The sequence below is a fragment of the Thermus oshimai DSM 12092 genome (assembly GCF_000373145.1).
GTDB classification, from domain to species: domain Bacteria; phylum Deinococcota; class Deinococci; order Deinococcales; family Thermaceae; genus Thermus; species Thermus oshimai.
On record NZ_KB890622.1, the window covers coordinates 40,498 to 57,722 of the forward strand.

Here is a 17,225-nt window from a genome sequence, read left to right on the forward strand (position 1 = left end):
GGTCACCTCGAGGCCATAAGGCCGTAGTAGGCCTTCAGGTAGGTCCCCCGGGCCTGGGCCAAGGAGAGCTCCGCCTGCAAGAGGCCAAGCTCCTGCTGCAGGAGGGCGAGCTGGCTGGAAAGCCCCGCCCTAAAGCGCTTTTCCTCCGCGGCGTAGCGCTCTTGGGCGAGCTTTAGGGCTTCTTCTGCGCTCCTCACCGCCTGGAGGAGGGGGGCAAGCTGGCGGTGGCGGGCGGAAAGCCCCACCCGGAGGCTCCTTTCTAAGTTCTCCAGGTTCTTGGCCACGGTGGAGAGCTGGTCCTCCAGGGCCTCAATGTCCTTTTTGGGGGTGAAGCTCTCGTCCAGAAGGCCCCGCTGGAAGCGGAGGAGCTCTAGGGTGTTCCGGAGCTGGAGGAGGTCCGCGTGGGCCTTGAGGAGCTCCTCCACCACCCCTTCCTGGGGAAGCGGGGGGAGGGCCTTAAGGGGCTCCACCTTCCAGTCCCCGAGGAGGTTTTTGAGCTGGGCTAGGGCGCTTTCCCGGCCCCGCTCGGCGAGCTCCAGGTTCTTCCTGGCCTCCAGGACCCGGTTTTGGGCCTCCAGGAGGTCTATGGCCGTGGCCCCGCCCCCCCGGAGGCGGATCTCCGTGGCCTTCAGGCCGAGCTCCGCCACCTCCAGGGCCTTTTGGGCCAGGCGCACCTGGGCCTCGGCCTCCAGCACCCCGGTGTAGGCGGAGGCGATGCTCTCCTCCCCCTGGGCCAGGGCCCGGTTCAGGCGGGCCTCGGCCAGGGCCAGGGCCTGGCGGGCCTGGAGCTCGGCGAGGGGGGTGCGCAAGGGGTCCTGGAGGGTTCGTTCCAGGTCCTTGGCCCGGGTTTCGTACTCCAGCCGGGCGGTGACCACCGTGGGGAGTTCCGGGGCCTTCTTCAGGGCCTCGGGCAGGGGTTGGGCCAGGGCTAGGGCCAAAAAGGGCAGGGCCAAAAGCTTTCTCATTCCGTTACCTCCGGTAGGAGTTCCCCATAGAACTGGTAGAGTTCCAAAAGCCTTTCCTTAACCGCGTACTCCGCTTGGACCAGGGCGAGCTCCGCCTGCAGGAGGCCAAGCTCCGCCTGCAGGACCCCCAAGGGGCTTTCCAGCCCCAGCTCCAGGCGCTTCCTCGCCTCCTCCAGGGCTTTGGCCGCGGAGGCCTTCTTGAGGCGGGCCAGCTCCAGGGTGGCCTCCGCGCCCTTTAGGGCGTTCTTAAGGCCCGCCTCCTGCAAGGCGGCCTGGAGCTCCGCCGCCCTTAGGGCCTCTTCTGCCGCCTTTTTTTGGGCCTCGCTGGCCTCGAGGGCCGCGAGGAGCCCGGGGGAGAGGGTGAGGCTGAGGCTTAGGCGGAGCTCCTCCGCCGTGCGGTAGCTCCCCGCGTTCGGGACCGCCGTGGGGGGGCGGGCGGGGTCCTGGCGGGTGTAGGAGAGGGTGGGCTGGAGGGTCTTGCTGGAGAGGCTTAGGGCCAGGGTGTCGTTCCCGCTGGGGTAGAGGAGGAGGCTTCCTTGCAGGGTGGGGAGGAGGGCTCTCCTGGAGGCCTCGAGGGCGATCTCCGCTTCCCGCACCGCAAGCCGGGCCTCCTCCAGGCTTAGGGGGGTGGTTCCCTTCGGGGGGGGCACCTCGGGGAAGGGGGCCTTCAGGTCCACCAGGCCCTCCGCGGCCCGCTCCGCTAGGGCTAAGGCCCTTTGCGCCTCCTCCAGCCGGTTCTCCGCCTCCTTCAGGTTAAGCTCCGCTTCCCTCAGCTCCTTGGGGCCTGCCCCCCGCTTCCTGGCCGCCTCCAGGGCCAGGGCGGAAAGCTCCACCCCTTTCTCCGCCAGCCTCACCCCCAGAAGGGCCTGGCGGTGGCGGCCGTGGGCGGAGGCCGCCTGAAGCTGAAGGGCGGCGAGGGCCCGGCGGTAGCCGAGCTCCGCCCGCCTCAGGGCCAGCCGGGCCCGTTCCAGGCCGTCCGCCACCTCCCCGAAGGGGAAGGGGGTGAGGACCAGGCTTAAGGTGAGGCTCCCCGCGGTCTCGGGGAGGCTTTGGCAGAGGGCCAAAGGGGTGCACTCGTAGCCCAGGCGGGCGTAGTTCCCCTGGGCGTTTAGGGCGAGGGGGGCGGCCTGGGCCTCGAGGGCCTTCCGGGCCGCCAAGAGCCCCGCCTCCGCCTGGCGCTTTAGGGGGTGGTCCTTAAGGGGAAGGAGGGCGCCCGCCAGGGCGGGGGCGAGGAGGAGCAGGAGCCCCACCCCAAGCCTAGCCATGGGCCACCCCCGTGAGCTTCCTCAGGATCGCCCGGAAGCGGAGGAGGTCCTCTTCCTCCAGCCGGGAGAGGTGCCGGGCGAAGGCGGAAAGCCAGGCCTCCTCCACCTTCCTGTGCAGCTCCTCCCCCTTGGGCGTAAGGCGTAGGAGGGTTCGCCTGCGGTCCTCGGGGTCGGGGGCCCTTTCCAAAAGGCCCTCCTCCTCCATGGCCGCAAGGAGGTGGGACACCTGGGAGGGCTGGACCTCCAGGTGCTCCGCCAGGCGGGAGGGGAGGTTCACGCCCTGGGCCAGGAGGGTGAGGAGGTGGCTTTTCTGGGGGGAGAGGCCGTGCTGGGCGAAGACCTCCTTGGCCTCCTGGAAGAGGAGGCGCATGAGGGCGTAGCCTAGGTCGGCCAGCTCCTTCACCAGGGCCTTGGGGGGTCCGGAAGAACCCTTCATACTCCTCAACTATATACCAAAGTCAACTTTCAACCTGGGCCCCGGCCACAATGGTGTACAATGGCCCAAGGTGATATGGACAGACCTCCCAGTCGGTGGCTCTTCCTCTTGCCCTTCGGCTCCCTAGCCCTGGCCCAAACCCCAACCCCAGCCCCAAGCCTCGGGGATGTTTTTCTTTTGGCCCTCCTTCTGGTCCTTTCCGCCTTTTTCTCCGCCAGCGAGACCGCCTTCACCACCCTCTACCCCTGGAAGGTGCGGGAGCTGGCCGAACGGAAAAATGGCCCCTTCCGCCTCCTCGCACAGGACATCACCCGCTTTCTCACCACCATCCTGGTGGGGAACAACCTGGTGAACATCGCCGCCACCGCCCTGGTCACGGACCTGGCCACCCGGGCCTTCGGCTCCACGGGGGTGGGGATCGCCACCGGGCTCATGACCTTCCTCATCCTCTTCTTCGGGGAGATCACCCCCAAGTCCCTGGCCGTGCACCACGCGGAGGCCCTGGCGCGGGTGGCGGCCTGGCCCATCTACTTCCTCTCCGTCCTCTTCTACCCCTTGGGGCGCTTTTTTAGCCTGGTTTCGGGGGCCCTCCTCCGGCTTCTGGGCCTCGAGCCCCGGGACACCCCCCTGGTCTCGGAGGACGAGCTAAGGCTCATCCTGGCGGGGGCGGAGGAGTCGGGCACCATCGAGGCCCAGGAGGAGGAGATGATCCACTCCATCCTGGAGCTGGAGGAAACCCCCGTGCGGGAGATCATGACCCCCCGGGTGGAGATGGTGGCCATAGAGGCCGAGGCCACCCTGGAGGACTTCCTCCACCTCTTCCGCGAGCACCGCTACAGCCGGGTGCCCGTCTACCGGGAGAGCGTGGACCACATCGTGGGGGTGGCCTACGCCAAGGACCTTTTGGACTTCTACTGCGAGGAGGACCTGAAAGGGCGCACCGTGGTCTCCATCGCCCACCCCCCCTACTTCGTCCCCGAGAACATGGACGCCTGGAGCCTCCTTAGGGAGATGAAACGGCGGAAGGTGCACATGGCCATCGTGGTGGACGAGTTCGGCGGCACCGCGGGCCTAGTCACCCTGGAAGACGTCATGGAGGAGATCGTGGGGGAGATCTACGATGAGACGGACGAGCCCGAGGACGCCGCCATCCGCCGCCTGCCCGACGGGGCCCTTTCCATCCAGGCCCAGACCCCCATAGACGAAGTCTCCGAGGCCCTAGGGGTGGAGCTTCCCGAGGGGGAGTACGACACCCTCTCCGGCTTCCTCTACGAGCGCTTCGGCCGCATCCCCAGCGTGGGGGAGAGCGTGGAGTGGGCGGGGTTCCGCTTCCTGGTGGAAAGCGCGGACCAACGGCGCATAGAGCGGGTGCGGGTGGAGAGGCTGGTGGAGCATGGAGAGGATTCGCACACGCCTTAAGGCCCACCTGGAGCGGGCCTACGCCCCCTACTCCGGCTTTCCCGTGGTGGCCTTAATAGAGGCCGAGGGGGAGGAGTTTTTAGGGGTGAACGTGGAGAACGCCGCCTACCCCCTCTCCCAGTGCGCGGAGCGGAACGCGGTGGCGGCCATGGTCCTTGCGGGGAAAAGGCGCCTCCAGCGGGTCCACATCTATAGCCCCAAGGGCCCCATCCCCCCGTGCGGGGGGTGCCGCCAGGTCCTCTATGAGTTCGGGGGGCCGGAGGCGGAGGTGGTCCTCCACGGGCCCGAGGGCTACGAGATCTGGACCCTGGGGGATCTCCTTCCAAGGGCTTTCGGCCCCAAGGACCTCTAGAGGGGAAAGGCGGCCTCCCAGGAGAAGAAGCCGGGGAGGGTGAGCCGGAGCCTGAGCTCCCTTTCCCCCCCTAGCCCGGGCCGGTAGCCCGAGACCACAAGCCGCCCCTCCCCCCTGGGGGGAAGGGCGAGCCGCACGGCAAGCCGCTGGCCCAGGAAGCGGAGCTCCCCTTCCGCCTCGAGGGGGAAGGGGTTGGGGTTTTCCACCAGGAGGTTCGCCCCCACCGTGCGTACCTTTAGGGGGGCGATGGGGAGGGCCAGGGTGGTCTGGTAAAGGGTGAGGCTTTGGCCCAGGACCCGCCCCTCCAGGCGGAAGGGCACCCCTTCGGGGGAGAGGAGGCGGCGGGCGGTGTCCAGGGCCTCCGCGGGCCTTAGGCGCAGGGTGAAGGTCTGGAGGCTTTCCCCGGGGGGCAGGGTGGCGGAAAGGGGGAGGGTGAGGCCCCCGAGCCGGGCCGCCACCCCGAAGGCCTCCAGGGGGAGGGGGAAGGGGTTGGGGTTGCGGAAGGCCACCTTGAGGCCCAGGAGGAGGGCCGGGCCCTCGGCCTCGAGGCCCAGGACCTCGGCCCCCTGGAGGCGGGCCTCGGGGGGAAGGGGCCTGGGGGCGCAGGCGGCGAGGAGGAGGAGAAGGAGGGCCAGGGCGGGCCTCATAGGATCCACCCCTCCTCCCTAAGCCCCTCCAGCACCGGGAGGAAGCGGGGCCACAAGGGGCTTTCCTCCGGGTAGGGGGGCCTGGGGTAGCCCGCGGGGAGGCCCAGGTGCCTTAGGGCCTGCTTCAGGAGGGGGACCCCGCCCTTGGCCAAGAGATCCCCCAGGGGGAAAAGCTTTTCCTGAAGGGTCCTGGCCTCCGCCATCCGCCCTTCCTGGAAGGCCTGGAGGAGGGCCTTGTAGCCCTTAGGGGCCAGGTTGGCCGCGGCCAGGATGCCCCCTTCCGCCCCCAGGGCCAGGGCCCCCAGGAAGGTGGGGGCGTGGCCGGTGTAGGCCCTGAAGCCCTTAAGGGTGGCCCCGTAGAAGGCCATGCGGGCAAGGTCCCCGCTGGAGTCCTTGATGCCGAGGATCTGGGGGTGCGCCGCAAGCCGGGCCACCGCCTCCAGGGGGAGGTCCACCCGGGTGTTCTGGGGCACGTGGTAGAGGAAAAGGGGCATCCTTTCCGCCAGGGCCTCGTAGTAGCGGAAAAGCCCCTCCCCCAGGCTTCCGTGGTAGTAGCGGGGCGGGGTGACGAGGAGGGCGAAGGCCCCCCGTTCCTTGGCCTCCTCCAAGGCCCCTTCCGCCTGGGGCAGGGTCTCCTCCATGAGGCCCACCAGGAAGGGCTTCCTGGGGGCAAGGGCCCTGAGGCCCAAGGCCCTTTCCTGGGGGGTGAGGTGCACGCCCTCCCCGTTGGAGCCGTAGACCAAAAGCCCGTCCACCAGGGGCTCCAGGGCCTCCGCCAGGGCGCGGAAGGCCCCGGGGTCCAGCCGTCCTTGCCGGTCAAAGGGAGTGGGGATGGGGGGAAGGATCATCCTGGCCTCCTAAGGGAGCCTACCAGGAAGAGGAGGTGCAGGCCATAGGCCAGGAGGAGGAGGCCTGGGCCTTCCCCCTGGAGGAGGCGGAGAAGCCCGTAGGCGGCGAGGAGGAGCAAAAGAAGCCCCAGCCCCCCCGCAAACCCCAGGCTCCCCGGGAAGAGGAGCCGCACCCAAAGGGCCCACCCCCAGGGGGGGGCGTGGGGGCGCCGGGGGAGGAAGAAGGAGAGGAGGTGGTAGAGGAGGAGGAGGAAGAAGGCCAGGAAGAGGGCCACCCGGCCCCAGCCGGGTAGGTCCAGGGGAAGGCCCAGGGCCAGAAAGCCCCGCAAGGGGTCTTCCAGGAACCGCGTGAGCTCCACCCGGAAAAGGGCGCGGTATAAGGTGGCCGCGCTGGGCCCGGGCTCCCTGGGCCCCCAGGGGTCCTCCCCTAGGCCAAGGGCGCTCCGGATGGGGCCCGCGTGGGGGGCCTTCCGGTAGGCCTCTGCCAGGGCCCCCTCCTCCCCCAGGAGGGCCTGGGCGAAGGGGAGGGTGGCCCCCTCCTGAAGGAGGGCCTTGGCCTCCTTGGGGTTTTCCCCCAACAGGGCGTAGCCCTGGAGGGCCCGCACCTCGGGGAGGGGCGGGAGGTCCATGAGCCAGGCCTGGGCGGCCTCCGTGCGCAGGGTGCCCTGGTCCAGGGGCGGGGCAAAGAGCTGGGCCCGCACCCGGCCGTCCAGCCCCTGGAGGAGGACCCCTGCCCCCAGGAGGAGGAGGAGGCCCAGGGCCAAAAGCCTTTCCCCGAAGGAGGCGTAGGCCAGGTGGAGGTGGCGGAGCCTTAGAAGGGGGTGGCGGAGCCAGCCCCCCAGGTACCCCCCAAGGGGCTTCAGGTCCTTAAGCTGGGCGGGGAGGTGGTAGAGGAAGAGGTAGAGGAAAAGGGCCAGGTAGGCCAGGCCCAGGAGCAAAAGCCCCTCCCGGAGGGGGCTTAGGTCCGGGGGGAGCCAGGTCCTTAAGACCTTCAGGGCTTCCCGGAAGCGGAGGGCCCCCGCGGGGTGGCCCTGGGCCTCGAGGCCCTCCGCGAAGCGCTCAAAAAACGCTAGGGAGCCTGGGAAAAGGGGGGTGTGGCGGAGGAGGGCCTCCGCCAGGAGGCGGGCCTTCTCGGGGTCCTTTTCCTGGAGGAGGGAGGCCGCCTCCGCCATGCGCAGGACCCCTTCCTGGCCGAAGGGGAGCTCGGGCCGGTGCCCCCTAAGCCGGAGGTCCTCCCCGTAGGCCTTTAGGTCCTCCTCGGTGAGGCTTTCCGGGGGCAGGGCCCAGTAGGCGAAGTAGGGCCAGGGCCTGGGGGGCTTGAGGGCCTCCAGGAGGGCCCCAAGCTCTTTCAGGTCTTCCTCCTTCCCCGAGAAGGGGAGGGGGGGAAAGGGGAGGGGGAGGGCCCTTTCCCCCTCCAGGAGGGCCTCGGGGCCGGGCCTTAGGGCCAGCACCCTCCCCGGGGCGAAGTGGAAGCGGAGGACCTCGGGGCGGTCCTGGGCCACCTCCAGCACCAGAAGCCCCCGGGCCACGTAGACCCGGTCCCCCTGGACCAAAGGGCCCAGCCAGGGCCCCTCCGGGAGGGGGAGGACCCCGCCGGGGAGGGAAAGCCCCCTTTCCAGGAGCTCGGGGGCCTGGGGGGCCAGGGCCTCGAGGCGGGCCTCCAGGACCCCCGAGGGCAGGGCCAGGCGGAAGCGGTAGGCCCCCGGGGCCTTAGGGGTGAAGGGGAGGCGGAAGCTTCCCTCCCGCACCTCCACCTCCAGGGCCTCGCTCCCTTCCGGCCCCTCCAGGGCCAGGGGGAAGCGGCCGTTGGGAAGGTTTTCCCCCCGGATCTCCACCGCCTCCCCCACCCGGGCTTCCGGGGGTGTGAGGAGGCTTTGGGCCAGGGCCAGGCCCAGGAAGAGAAGGAGGGCCAGGGCGCGCATGGGGTTATTCTACCGGTATGGGACTTTTGGACATGATCGGCCCGGTGATGGTGGGGCCCTCCTCCAGCCACACCGCGGGGGCCTGCCGGCTGGCCCTTTTGGCCCGCCACCTCCTAGGGGAGAAGCCCAAGCGGGTGGAGTTTGGCCTCCACGGCTCCTTCGCCAAGACGGGGGCCGGGCACGGGACCCACCTGGCTTTGGTGGCGGGGGTCTTGGGCCTCAGCCCAGACGACGAGCGGCTTAAGGAAAGCTTCGCCCTGGCGGAGCGGGAGGGCCTGGAGGTGGCCTTCAAGGAGGTGGAGCTTGGGGATGTCCACCCCAACACCGTGCGCATGGTCCTGGAGGGGGAGAAGGAGCACCTTACGGTGACGGGAAGCTCCCTGGGCGGGGGGCTGGTGCGCATCTTTGACCTGGAGGGGTTTGAGGTGCGCATCACCGGCCAGGCCCCCACCCTGGTGGTGAAGAACGTGGACACCCCGGGGGTGGTGGCCCGGGTGGCCCGCATCCTGGCGGACGACGAGGTGAACATCGCCCACCTCACCGTAAGCCGGAAGAAGCGGGGCGGGGAGGCCATGATGAGCCTCGAGGTGGACCGGCCCCTCTCGGAGATCCCCCTCCTCTACCTGCAAAGCCTCTCCTACATCCTCTGGGTGCGCCAGCTTCCCCCCGTATAGGGGCCCCCACCGAAGCGCAAGCTTCTTAGATCCGGTTCCCCGGCCTGAGCTCAAGCCGCAGGGCGGCCCCGCCTAAGGGGCTTTGGCCGGCGCAAAGCCGCCCCCCGTGGGCCTCGGCCACCCGCCTGGCGGTGTAGAGGCCAAGCCCGCTTCCCCCCCGGTTCCCGGGCCCCTGCCGGAAGGGCTGGGCCAGGGCCTCCAGGGGGAGGGGAAGGCCCTCCCCGTCGTCCTCCACCACCAAGGCCCCCTCCTCCACCCGCACCCGCACCCGGCCTTTGGCGTGGCGGAGGGCGTTTTCCAGGAGGTTGGCGAGGGCCCGTTCCAGGAGGACCCGCTCCCCCCGGGCGCTTCCCGCCCCCTCGGCCCAAAGCCTAAGCCCCCGCTCCTCCGCGGCTTTGCGGTAGCGGAGGAGGAGGTCTTCCGCCAGGGCCCTCAGGTTCAGGGTCTCGGGGGAGAGGGGGCGGGCCTCGAGGCGGGAGAGGGCGAGGAGGTTCTCCACCAGGCCGTACCCCCGGGCGAGCTCCGCCTTGACCTCCTTCAGGAGGGCCACCCGGGCCTCCTTGCCGATCCCGTCCGCCTTCTCCAGGTACTCCAGGGCCCTTAGGGCGGAAAGGAGCGGGGTCTTGAGGTCGTGGGCCAGGGCCCCGTAGTAGGCCTCCCGCTCCTCCAAAAGCCTCCGCACCCCGCCGAGAAGCTCCTCAAACCGCGCCCGGAGGAGGGCGATCTCCGAAGGCGGGGCTTCCTTGGGCGGGGGGAGGCGGAGCTCGTGGAGGGGGCCTTCCTTAAGGGAAAGGTAGGTCACCGCCCGGGTGAGCTCCGTGAGGGGCCTGAGGAGGCTGTTGGCCAGGAGGTAGCCTATACCTCCGGAGACCAGGGCCACCAGGAGGAGCCAAAGGAAAAGGCTGGGGGAAGGGTGCCCCAGAAGGAGGGCCAGGACCAGGTTGGGCAGAAAGGCCAAAAGGGCGATGGTGAGGGCAAGCCGGGCCCTAAGACTCATCCTTCCCCGCGGAGAGCACGGCCAAGAAGGCCTCCTGGGGCACCTCCACCTTGCCGATGGCCTTGAGCCGCTTCTTCCCCTCCTTCTGCTTTTCCAGGAGCTTCTTCTTCCGGGTCACGTCCCCCCCGTAGCACTTGGCGAGGACGTCCTTGCGGAGGGCCTTCACCGTGGCCCGGGCGATGATCTTCCCCCCGATGGCCGCCTGGATGGGCACCTCAAAGAGCTGGCGGGGGATGACCTCGGCCAGCTTGTCCACGATGGCCCGGGCCATGGTGTAGGCCTTGTCCCGGTGGGCGATGAAGGTGAGGGCGTCCACCGGCTCCCCGTGGACCAGGATGTTCACCTTCACCAGGTCCCCGGGCTGGTAGCCGATCTGCTCGTAGTCCATGGAGGCGTAGCCCCGGGAGAGGCTTTTCAGGCGGTCGTGGAAGTCGTAGAGGATCTCCCCAAAGGGGACCTCGTAGATGAGCTCCACCCGCTTCTCCGCCCCGGGGAGGTAGTTCATGGCGAGAAGCCTCCCCCGCTTTTCCTGGACCAAGCCCATGATGCCCCCCACGTACGCCTCCGGGGTGAAGATGGTAAGGCGCACGTAGGGCTCCAGGATCTCCTCGATGCGGGTGGGGTCGGGAAGGTCCGCGGGGTTTAGGACCTCCACCTCCTCCCCGTTTTTGAGCCGCACCCGGTAGACCACGCTGGGGGCGGTGGCGATGAGCTCGAGGCCGAACTCCCGCTCCAGCCTTTCCTGGACGATCTCCGCGTGGAGAAGCCCCAGGAAGCCGCAGCGGAAGCCGAAGCCCAAGGCGGTGGAGGTTTCCGGCTCAAACTGGAGGGCGGCGTCGTTCAGCTTGAGCTTCTCCAAGGCCTCCCGGAGCCGGCCGTAGTCCCCGGTGTCCACGGGGTAAAGCCCGGCGAAGACCACGGGCTTGGCGGGGCGGAAGCCGGGGTAGGGGGCGTCCGTGGGACGGTGGGCCAGGGTGATGGTGTCCCCCACCTGGACGTCGTGGATGTCCCGGATGGCCGCGGTGACCCAGCCCACCTCCCCCACCGAGAGCTCCTCCGTGGGGGTGAGGCCCTGGGGGGTGAAGACCCCCACCTTGTCCACGATGAACTCCTTCCCCGTGGAGAAGATGCGGATCCGGTCCCCCGGGCGCACCCGGCCCTCAAAGACCCGGAGGTAGGGGATGACCCCCTGGTAGGCGTCGTAGACCGAGTCAAAGATGAGGGCCTTTAGGGGGGCCTCCGGGTCCCCCTTGGGGGGCGGGATGCGCTGTACGATGGCCTCCAGGATCTCCTCCACCCCCTCCCCCGTCTTGGCGGAGGCGAAGATGGCCTCGTCCGCCGGCAGGCCCAAGACCTCCTCCAGCTCCAGGGCCACCTCCAGGGGCCGGGCGTTGGGGAGGTCAATCTTGTTGATCACGGGGATGATGACGTGCCCCTGCTCCAGGGCCATGTAGAACTTGGCCAGGGTTTCCGCCTCCACCCCCTGGCTGGCGTCCACCACCAATAAGACCCCCTCCACCGCCGCCAGGGCCCGGGAGACCTCGTAGGTGAAGTCCACGTGCCCGGGGGTGTCGATGAGGTTCAGGGTATAGGTCTTCCCGTCCTTCGCCCGGTAGAAGACCCGCACCGCGCTGGCCTTGATGGTGATGCCCCGCTCCCTTTCCAGCTCCAGGGAGTCCAGAAACTGCTCCCGCATCTCCCGCTCGCTCACCGCCTGGGTGGCCTGGAGGATGCGGTCGGCCAGGGTGGACTTCCCGTGGTCCACGTGGGCGATGATGGAGAAGTTGCGGATCGGGCGGTCTTCCATCCCTTTAATCCTCAAGGCTTAGAGGGCCAAAGTCAAGGCGCTAGCCCTCCCCTTGGTAGCTTTCGTAGGCCTTGATGATGCGGGCCACCAGGGGGTGGCGGACCACGTCGGACTCCTTGAAGTAGACGAAGGCGATGCCCTCTATGCCCTTCAGGACCTTAAGGGCCTCCACCAGCCCCGACTTCTGGTGCTTGGGCAGGTCAATCTGGGTGATGTCCCCGGTGATGACCATCTTGGAGGAGAAGCCCATGCGGGTGAGGAACATCTTCATCTGCTCGGGGGTGGTGTTCTGGGCCTCGTCCAGGATGATGAAGGCGTCGTTCAGGGTCCTGCCCCGCATGAAGGCCAGGGGGGCCACCTCGATGATCCCCGACTGCAGGTACTGCTCAAAGCGCTCCGCGTCGATCATGTCAAAGAGGGCGTCGTAGAGGGGCCTCAGGTAGGGGTCCACCTTGGCCTGGATGTCCCCCGGCAAAAAGCCCAGCTTCTCCCCCGCCTCCACCGCGGGCCGGGTGAGGACGATGCGCTTCACCCTGCGGGCCTTAAGGTGGCTCACCGCCATGGCCACCGCCAAATAGGTCTTGCCCGTCCCTGCGGGGCCGATGCCGAAGGTGATGTCGTGCTCGGCGATGGCCTCCACGTACCGCCTCTGGCCCGGGGTCTTGGGGCGGAGCTTGCCGGGCAGGGCCAGGCCCACCTCCGGGGTGGTGGCCTGGTAAAGCCCCTCCCCAGAGAGGGCCAGGGCCACGGCCTGCTCCAGGGTGGGCTCGTCCAGCTCGGCCCCCTGGCGGAGGAGGGCCAGGAGGTCCCGCACCGCCTTCTCCGCCACCTCCACCGCCTCCTTGTCCCCTAAGAGCTCCAGGGCCTCCCCCCGGGCCACCAGCTTGAGCCGATCGCCGAAGGCTTCCTTGAAGAGCCGGCGGAGGGTTTTCAGGTTCCGGTCCGCCTGGCCCAAAAAGGCCAGGGTTTCCTGGGGCCTTAAGGGGATTACCAGCCTTTGGGCGGTTTCAGGATCTCGTGCCATACCATGCCTTTGAGGATCTCGTTTTTTTCCATGCTTAGAAGGCGCGGGCGCTTTTTCCTCGGCGTTTCCACCTCTTCTTGGGCTTCCCGGAAGGTGACCTTAAGGGCCTCGCGGGGGGCGGCTTCCAGGGAGCGGAGGGGTTCGGGGGTGGCCTCGAGGGGCCTTTTGGGGGGTTCCGGGGGCTTGGGGCGCTTTTTGGGGCGGGGTTTTGGAGCCGGGGGCAGGGGCTCGGGTTCGGGGAGGTCCAGGGGGAAGCCGGGCGGGGGCGCTTTTCGGGAGAGCCCCTGCAGGGCGGGCAGGACGATGAAGAAGAGGAGGAAGAGGAGGCCCAAAAGGTCGTCCAGGCTCATTCTTCACCCTCGGGCTTGGCCGCCCGGCTGATGGACTCCCGCATGTCCGTGTCCGCCTCGATGTTCTTCAGGCGGTAGTAGTCCATCACCCCCAGCTTTCCTTGCCTCAGGGCCTCCGCCAGGGCCAGGGGCACCTGGGCCTGGGCCTCCACCAGCTTGGCCCGCATGGCCTCCACCAGGGCCCGGTTCTCCTGCTCCGCGGCCACGGCCATGGCCCGCCGCTCCTCCGCCTTGGCCTGGGCGATCTTCTTGTCCGCCTCCGCCTGGTCTATTTGGAGCTGGGCCCCGATGTTCTTCCCCACGTCCACGTCGGCGATGTCCACGGAGAGGATCTCAAAGGCCGTGCCCGCGTCCAGGCCCTTGTCCAGCACGGTTTTGGAGATGCGGTCGGGGTTTTCCAGGACCTCCTTGTGGGAGTTGGCGCTGCCGATGGTGGTCACGATGCCTTCCCCCACCCGGGCGATGATGGTCTCCTCCCCGGCCCCGCCCACCAGCCGGTCAATGTTGGCCCGCACCGTGACCCGGGCGGTGGCCAATAGCTGGATGCCGTCCTTGGCCACCGCGGCCACCATGGGGGTCTGGATGACCTTGGGGTTCACGGAGACCCGCACCGCCTCCAGCACGTCCCGGCCCGCCAGGTCTATGGCCGCGGCCCGGTCAAAGGTGAGCCGGATGCCCGCCTTGTCCGCGGCGATGAGGGCGTCCACCACCCGGTCCACGTTGCCCCCCGCCAGGTAGTGGGCCTCGAGGCGGTCCAGGCGCACGTCCAGCCCCGCCTTGGTGGCCTTGATGAGGGGGTAGATGATCTTGGCGGGGGGTACGCGCCGTAGGCGCATGGCCACCAGGGTGATGAGGGGCACCCGCACCCCCGCGGCCCAGGCGGAGATCCAAAGGCCCACCGGGATAAAGCTGAAGAAAAGGAAGACCAGGACGAGGACAACAAAGGCCAGAAAGATGAGACCGATTCCTTCCATGCTATTCCTCCACCGCTTCCACCAGCACCGTGGGCCCCCGCACCTCCACCACCCGGATGGGGGTGCCCTTGGGGATGAACCCACGGTTGGCCACCACGTCCACGCGCTTGGCCCCAAACCGCCCCACGCCCCCGGGCCTCAGGTCCGTGAGGGCCACGCCAAGGCTACCCACCTCCACCGCCTCCTCTGCGGCGTGCTCGGAGATGGCGCTTTCCAAGACCAGGGCCTGGGCGGGCCGGGTTCTGGGCAGGTAGCGGAAGACCAGGAGGAGGCCAAGCCCCAGGGCGATCACCGCGATGGCGATGACCCAGAGGGCGTTCTCCCCGAAGGTGAAGTAGACGGAGGCCAGGATGGCCCCCACCCCCAGGGCCCCCGCCAGGCCGAACCCGGGGAAGAGGAAGGCCTCCGCCAGGAGGAGGGCCACCCCCAGGAAGAAGAGGACCAGCTCAAAGGCCCCGGAAAGCCCCGCCAGCCACCCCCCGGCGAAGTAGAGGCCGAGGAGGGCGAGGCCCAAAGCCCCCATGACCCCAAACCCCGGGGTGAAGAGCTCCAGGAGGAGGAGGAGAAGCCCCAGGGCGAGAAGCAGCCCCGCCACCGCGGAGCTCGTGAGGAAGCGGGCCACCTGGACCCGGGGGCCCGGGGTGAGCCGCTCCACCTCCCCCGAAAGGCCCGCCTGCCTCAGGGCTTCCTGCAGGCTTGCCGCCTTGAAGTCCGCCACCTTGAGCTCCACCGCCTTGTCCGCGGAGAGGGTGAGGGGCTCCCCCTTGGCGGAAAGCCCGGGGACCTCGAGGGCCGGGTCCACCATGGCCTCCGCCAGGTTCACCGGCCGCCCCCGGGCCTCGGCCACCGCCCGGAACTTCCCCTTGAGGGCCGAGATCACCTTCTGGTCCGCGGCCTCGGGTTCCTGGAAGGGGAGGGCCACCACGGGCAGGGCGGCCCCGATCTCCGAGCCCGGGAGCATGGCGATCTGCTGGCAGGATAGGGCGACGAGCGCCCCCGCGGAGAAGGCGTTCTGCACCACGGCCAGGGTGGGCAGGGGGGTCTGCAGGATGCGGTCGGAGATGCGGATGGCCGCGTCCACCCGCCCCCCGGGGGTGTCTATGAGGAAGGCCACCCCGCTGGCCCCCTCCGCTTCCGCCCGGGCCAGGGCCTGCTCCACGAAGACCGCCAGGGCCGGGTCGATCTCCCCCTGGATGGGGATGAGGTAGGTCTTCCCCAGGGCCAGGGAGAGGAAAAGGGCTAGGGCAAGGAGCCGTTTCACCGCCTCCATTCTATACGCTTCCCCTTGCGGGAGGGGGCTTTTCCCTGTAGACTGGACCATGGTTTTTGCGCACGGCCAAGACCGTGCGGGAGGAGGCGAACGTGAAGGAAGGCATCCACCCCAAGCTGGTTCCGGCCCGCATCATCTGCGGTTGCGGCAACGTCATCCACACCTACTCCACCAAGCCCGAGATCCACGTGGAAGTCTGCAGCAAGTGCCACCCCTTCTACACCGGCCAGCAGCGCTTCGTGGACACCGAGGGGCGCGTGGAGCGCTTCCAGCGCCGCTTCGGGGACTCCTACCGCAAGGGCCGCTAAGGGAAGGCCCCCGTCCCCCCGCCTGGGCCCAGGCGGGGGGTTTAAAATGGCCCTCCGGTATGCCCCCCGTCTTCCACCGCCCCGGCTGGATTGAGGTCATCGTGGGGCCCATGTTCTCCGGGAAGAGCGAGGAGCTCATCCGGCGGGTGAAGCGGGCCCTCATCGCAAGGCAGAAGGTCCTGGTCTTCAAGCCTCGCCTGGACGACCGCTACCACCTCGAGGCCGTGGTGAGCCACGACGGGGAGCGCATAGAGGCCATCCCCGTGGGGAGCGCGGAGGAGATGGAGGCCCACCTCTCCCCCCTGCCCGAGGTGGTGGCCGTGGACGAGGTCCAGTTCCTGGACCGGGGCCTGGTGGGCCTGGCGGAGGCCCTGGCCGGGCGGGGGGTGCGGGTGATCCTGGCCGGCTTGGACCTGGACTTCAGGGGGGAGCCCTTCGGCATCATGCCCGAGCTTTTGGCCCGGGCGGAGTTCGTGGAGAAGCTCACCGCCATCTGCCCCCGGTGCGGGGCCCCCGCCACCCGCACCCAGCGCCTGGTGGACGGGAAGCCCGCCCGCTACTCCGACCCCGTGATCCTGGTGGGGGCCAAGGAGCACTACGAGCCCCGCTGCCGGGGCTGCCACCGGGTCCTGCCCTAGAGGGGGAGGACCCCTCCCTTCTTCTTCCGGAAGCGCACCTCCAAAACCCCCTGGCGGAGGCTCGCCTGGGCGGTGCCCTCCTCTATGGGCCCGGGCAGGTCCAGGGTGCGGCGGAAGGTGCCCATGGGCCGTTCCTCCAGGAGGTAGGTGCCGGGGAGGGGGTGGCGCACCCCGGCCAGGGTGACCCGGCTCCCCTCCTCCAAAAGCTCCAGGTCCTCGGGGCGCACCCCGGGGAGGTCCACCAGGAGGACGTAGTGCTCCTCGTCCTCCAGGAGGTCCACCCGTGGGCTCCAGGCCGCGGGCTCCTCCCCGGTGAGCTGGTAGGCCAGCTCGGCGATGCGCTCCTGCAGCTCCCGGAGTTTTCTTAGGGTTTCCAGGCGGTCCAGGCGCTCCAGCATGCCCTTAGCATAAGGGATGTGCAGGCGATTCCCGCCCTTTTGGGTCCCACGGGAAGCGGCAAAACCCTCCTGGCCCTGAGGCTTGGGGAGGAGCTTCCCCTGGAGGTGGTCTCCGCCGACGCCACCACCGTCTACCGGGGGCTGGACATCGGCACGGATAAGCCCACGCCCGAGGAAAGGGCCCGGGTGCCCCACCACCTGATAGATGTCCTGGAGCCCAGCGAGGCCATGAGCGTGGCCCGCTTCCGGGAGATGGCGGAAGGGGCCATAGCGGAGGTCCTCGCCCGGGGGCGGGTGCCCCTCGTGGTGGGGGGGACGGGGTACTACGTCCGCGCCCTCTCCGAAGGGCTCCACGAGCTCCCCCCGCCGGACCCCGTCCTCCAGGAAGCCCTTTGGCGGGAGCTTGGGGAAAGGGGTCTGGAGCCCCTTCTAGAGGAGCTCCGCTTGGCCAGCCCGGAGGATGCCCGGCGGGTGGGGCAAAACCCCCGGCGCCTGGTGCGGGCCCTGGAGGTCCTAAGGCGCACCGGGACTCCCCCCGCCCGCTTCCCCAAAAGGCCCCCCCGGTTCCGTTACAAGAAGCTCGTCCTCCTCCCCCCGCGGGCCTGGCTTTGGCCCAGGCTGGAGGAGCGGGCGAGGCGTCAGTTCGCCCGGGGCCTGGTGGAGGAGGTGCGGGGGCTTCTCGCCCGCTACCCCGAGATCCCCACCGCCCTCCAGGCCATCGGGTACAAGGAGGTGGTGGGCTATCTGAGGGGGGAGTATTCCCTGGAAGAGGCCCTGGAGCGGGACATCCGGGCGGTGAAGGCCTACGCCAAGCGCCAGTACACCTGGTTCCGCCACGAGCCTGGGGACGTGACCTACCTCTTGAAGGGGGGCGAGGCGGCCTACGAGGGCCTTCGGGACTGGTTTCGCCTCCACTTCGGGCTATAGTAGG

At 69.2% G+C, this 17,225-nt stretch carries 19 protein-coding genes; 6 read left to right on the plus strand and 13 right to left on the minus strand.

Annotated features, from left to right (window positions below; translation table 11 throughout):
• Positions 1-2: 2 nt before the first annotated feature.
• The 3 genes from B043_RS0110465 to B043_RS0110475 are packed head-to-tail and all read right to left on the minus strand — an operon-like array spanning position 3 to position 2,666.
• Entirely contained in the window at positions 3-965 is a 963-nt protein-coding gene (locus B043_RS0110465) for a TolC family protein (RefSeq protein WP_018461979.1), read from the minus strand.
• Positions 962-2,230, minus strand: a complete 1,269-nt coding sequence (locus B043_RS0110470; RefSeq protein WP_018461980.1) for a TolC family protein — start codon at positions 2,228-2,230, stop codon at positions 962-964. Before B043_RS0110470 ends, B043_RS0110465 begins: the two co-directional genes overlap by 4 nt.
• A complete protein-coding gene (locus B043_RS0110475) occupies positions 2,223-2,666 on the minus strand; it encodes a MarR family winged helix-turn-helix transcriptional regulator (RefSeq protein WP_016329635.1) in 444 nt (147 codons plus the stop codon). The genes B043_RS0110470 and B043_RS0110475 overlap by 8 nt, the downstream gene beginning before the upstream one ends.
• A 75-nt stretch (positions 2,667-2,741) precedes the next feature.
• Here B043_RS0110475 and B043_RS0110480 point away from each other — a divergent pair, with 75 nt between their 5' ends.
• Both B043_RS0110480 and cdd read left to right on the plus strand, forming a co-directional pair.
• Positions 2,742-4,085 carry a hemolysin family protein gene (locus B043_RS0110480; RefSeq protein WP_018461981.1) on the plus strand — a complete coding sequence of 448 codons (1,344 nt, stop codon included), beginning with the start codon at positions 2,742-2,744 and terminating at the stop codon, positions 4,083-4,085.
• Positions 4,060-4,437: a cytidine deaminase gene (gene cdd, locus B043_RS0110485; protein ID WP_018461982.1), complete on the plus strand. Its 378-nt coding sequence runs from the start codon at positions 4,060-4,062 to the stop codon at positions 4,435-4,437. The genes B043_RS0110480 and cdd overlap by 26 nt, the downstream gene beginning before the upstream one ends.
• Here cdd and B043_RS0110490 read toward each other — a convergent pair.
• From B043_RS0110490 to B043_RS0110500, 3 genes are read right to left on the minus strand one after another with little or no spacing between them, the layout of a single operon-like run.
• Positions 4,434-5,084: an LEA/WHy family protein gene (locus tag B043_RS0110490; RefSeq protein WP_016329632.1), complete on the minus strand. Its 651-nt coding sequence runs from the start codon at positions 5,082-5,084 to the stop codon at positions 4,434-4,436. The genes cdd and B043_RS0110490 overlap by 4 nt on opposite strands.
• Positions 5,081-5,932 (minus strand): dihydrodipicolinate synthase family protein, encoded by an 852-nt coding sequence (locus tag B043_RS0110495; RefSeq protein WP_018461983.1) that lies wholly within the window; start codon positions 5,930-5,932, stop codon positions 5,081-5,083. Before B043_RS0110495 ends, B043_RS0110490 begins: the two co-directional genes overlap by 4 nt.
• Positions 5,929-7,854 carry a hypothetical protein gene (locus B043_RS0110500; protein ID WP_018461984.1) on the minus strand — a complete coding sequence of 642 codons (1,926 nt, stop codon included), beginning with the start codon at positions 7,852-7,854 and terminating at the stop codon, positions 5,929-5,931. The genes B043_RS0110495 and B043_RS0110500 overlap by 4 nt, the downstream gene beginning before the upstream one ends.
• Positions 7,855-7,871: 17 nt before the next feature.
• Between B043_RS0110500 and sdaAB the strand changes: the two genes are divergently transcribed.
• Positions 7,872-8,528, plus strand: coding sequence for an L-serine ammonia-lyase, iron-sulfur-dependent subunit beta (gene sdaAB, locus B043_RS0110505; RefSeq protein ID WP_018461985.1), 657 nt, complete (start codon positions 7,872-7,874; stop codon positions 8,526-8,528).
• Positions 8,529-8,553: 25 nt separating this feature from the next.
• Here sdaAB and B043_RS0110510 read toward each other — a convergent pair whose 3' ends face one another.
• Genes B043_RS0110510 through B043_RS0110535 form a run of 6 tightly spaced genes read right to left on the minus strand, consistent with a single transcriptional unit; the run spans position 8,554 to position 14,950 of the window.
• Positions 8,554-9,525, minus strand: coding sequence for a sensor histidine kinase (locus B043_RS0110510; protein WP_018461986.1), 972 nt, complete (start codon positions 9,523-9,525; stop codon positions 8,554-8,556).
• Complete coding sequence (gene lepA, locus B043_RS0110515; protein ID WP_018461987.1) at positions 9,515-11,332, minus strand: translation elongation factor 4; 1,818 nt, start codon at positions 11,330-11,332, stop codon at positions 9,515-9,517. Before lepA ends, B043_RS0110510 begins: the two co-directional genes overlap by 11 nt.
• Positions 11,333-11,372: 40 nt before the next feature.
• Positions 11,373-12,356 (minus strand): PhoH family protein, encoded by a 984-nt coding sequence (locus B043_RS0110520; RefSeq protein WP_016329626.1) that lies wholly within the window; start codon positions 12,354-12,356, stop codon positions 11,373-11,375.
• Positions 12,320-12,706: a hypothetical protein gene (locus tag B043_RS0110525; RefSeq protein WP_016329625.1), complete on the minus strand. Its 387-nt coding sequence runs from the start codon at positions 12,704-12,706 to the stop codon at positions 12,320-12,322. Before B043_RS0110525 ends, B043_RS0110520 begins: the two co-directional genes overlap by 37 nt.
• Positions 12,703-13,680: a flotillin-like protein FloA gene (floA, locus tag B043_RS0110530; RefSeq protein ID WP_016329624.1), complete on the minus strand. Its 978-nt coding sequence runs from the start codon at positions 13,678-13,680 to the stop codon at positions 12,703-12,705. Before floA ends, B043_RS0110525 begins: the two co-directional genes overlap by 4 nt.
• A gap of 1 nt (position 13,681) precedes the next feature.
• Positions 13,682-14,950, minus strand: a complete 1,269-nt coding sequence (locus B043_RS0110535; protein ID WP_016329623.1) for an NfeD family protein — start codon at positions 14,948-14,950, stop codon at positions 13,682-13,684.
• Positions 14,951-15,042: 92 nt separating this feature from the next.
• On the opposite strand from B043_RS0110535, the gene rpmE reads away from it, so the two are divergent.
• A complete protein-coding gene (gene rpmE / locus B043_RS0110540; RefSeq protein ID WP_026234242.1) occupies positions 15,043-15,258 on the plus strand; it encodes a 50S ribosomal protein L31 in 216 nt (71 codons plus the stop codon).
• Positions 15,259-15,317: 59 nt separating this feature from the next.
• Positions 15,318-15,896 (plus strand): thymidine kinase, encoded by a 579-nt coding sequence (locus B043_RS0110545; protein WP_016329621.1) that lies wholly within the window; start codon positions 15,318-15,320, stop codon positions 15,894-15,896.
• On the opposite strand, the gene B043_RS0110550 is transcribed toward B043_RS0110545, so the two are convergent.
• Positions 15,893-16,294, minus strand: coding sequence for an Hsp20/alpha crystallin family protein (locus tag B043_RS0110550; RefSeq protein WP_016329620.1), 402 nt, complete (start codon positions 16,292-16,294; stop codon positions 15,893-15,895). The two genes, B043_RS0110545 and B043_RS0110550, sit on opposite strands and share 4 nt — an antisense overlap.
• An 18-nt stretch (positions 16,295-16,312) precedes the next feature.
• Here B043_RS0110550 and miaA point away from each other — a divergent pair, with 18 nt between their 5' ends.
• Entirely contained in the window at positions 16,313-17,221 is a 909-nt protein-coding gene (miaA, locus tag B043_RS0110555) for a tRNA (adenosine(37)-N6)-dimethylallyltransferase MiaA (protein WP_016329619.1), read from the plus strand.
• Positions 17,222-17,225 lie beyond the last annotated feature (4 nt).

Bases quoted from the DNA above. Each gene is read 5' to 3' on its own strand.
- cdd (WP_018461982.1), top strand. From the start codon at position 4,060: ATGGAGAGGATTCGCACACGCCTTAAGGCCCACCTGGAGCGGGCCTAC.
- B043_RS0110535 (WP_016329623.1), bottom strand. From the start codon at position 14,950: ATGGAGGCGGTGAAACGGCTCCTTGCCCTAGCCCTTTTCCTCTCCCTG.
- B043_RS0110490 (WP_016329632.1), bottom strand. From the start codon at position 5,084: ATGAGGCCCGCCCTGGCCCTCCTTCTCCTCCTCCTCGCCGCCTGCGCC.
- B043_RS0110545 (WP_016329621.1), top strand. From the start codon at position 15,318: ATGCCCCCCGTCTTCCACCGCCCCGGCTGGATTGAGGTCATCGTGGGG.
- B043_RS0110495 (WP_018461983.1), bottom strand. From the start codon at position 5,932: ATGATCCTTCCCCCCATCCCCACTCCCTTTGACCGGCAAGGACGGCTG.
- B043_RS0110470 (WP_018461980.1), bottom strand. From the start codon at position 2,230: ATGGCTAGGCTTGGGGTGGGGCTCCTGCTCCTCCTCGCCCCCGCCCTG.
- B043_RS0110475 (WP_016329635.1), bottom strand. From the start codon at position 2,666: ATGAAGGGTTCTTCCGGACCCCCCAAGGCCCTGGTGAAGGAGCTGGCC.
- B043_RS0110500 (WP_018461984.1), bottom strand. From the start codon at position 7,854: ATGCGCGCCCTGGCCCTCCTTCTCTTCCTGGGCCTGGCCCTGGCCCAA.
- B043_RS0110550 (WP_016329620.1), bottom strand. From the start codon at position 16,294: ATGCTGGAGCGCCTGGACCGCCTGGAAACCCTAAGAAAACTCCGGGAG.
- floA (WP_016329624.1), bottom strand. From the start codon at position 13,680: ATGGAAGGAATCGGTCTCATCTTTCTGGCCTTTGTTGTCCTCGTCCTG.
- B043_RS0110520 (WP_016329626.1), bottom strand. From the start codon at position 12,356: ATGGCACGAGATCCTGAAACCGCCCAAAGGCTGGTAATCCCCTTAAGG.
- lepA (WP_018461987.1), bottom strand. From the start codon at position 11,332: ATGGAAGACCGCCCGATCCGCAACTTCTCCATCATCGCCCACGTGGAC.
- B043_RS0110510 (WP_018461986.1), bottom strand. From the start codon at position 9,525: ATGAGTCTTAGGGCCCGGCTTGCCCTCACCATCGCCCTTTTGGCCTTT.
- B043_RS0110480 (WP_018461981.1), top strand. From the start codon at position 2,742: ATGGACAGACCTCCCAGTCGGTGGCTCTTCCTCTTGCCCTTCGGCTCC.
- B043_RS0110465 (WP_018461979.1), bottom strand. From the start codon at position 965: ATGAGAAAGCTTTTGGCCCTGCCCTTTTTGGCCCTAGCCCTGGCCCAA.
- sdaAB (WP_018461985.1), top strand. From the start codon at position 7,872: ATGGGACTTTTGGACATGATCGGCCCGGTGATGGTGGGGCCCTCCTCC.
- B043_RS0110525 (WP_016329625.1), bottom strand. From the start codon at position 12,706: ATGAGCCTGGACGACCTTTTGGGCCTCCTCTTCCTCCTCTTCTTCATC.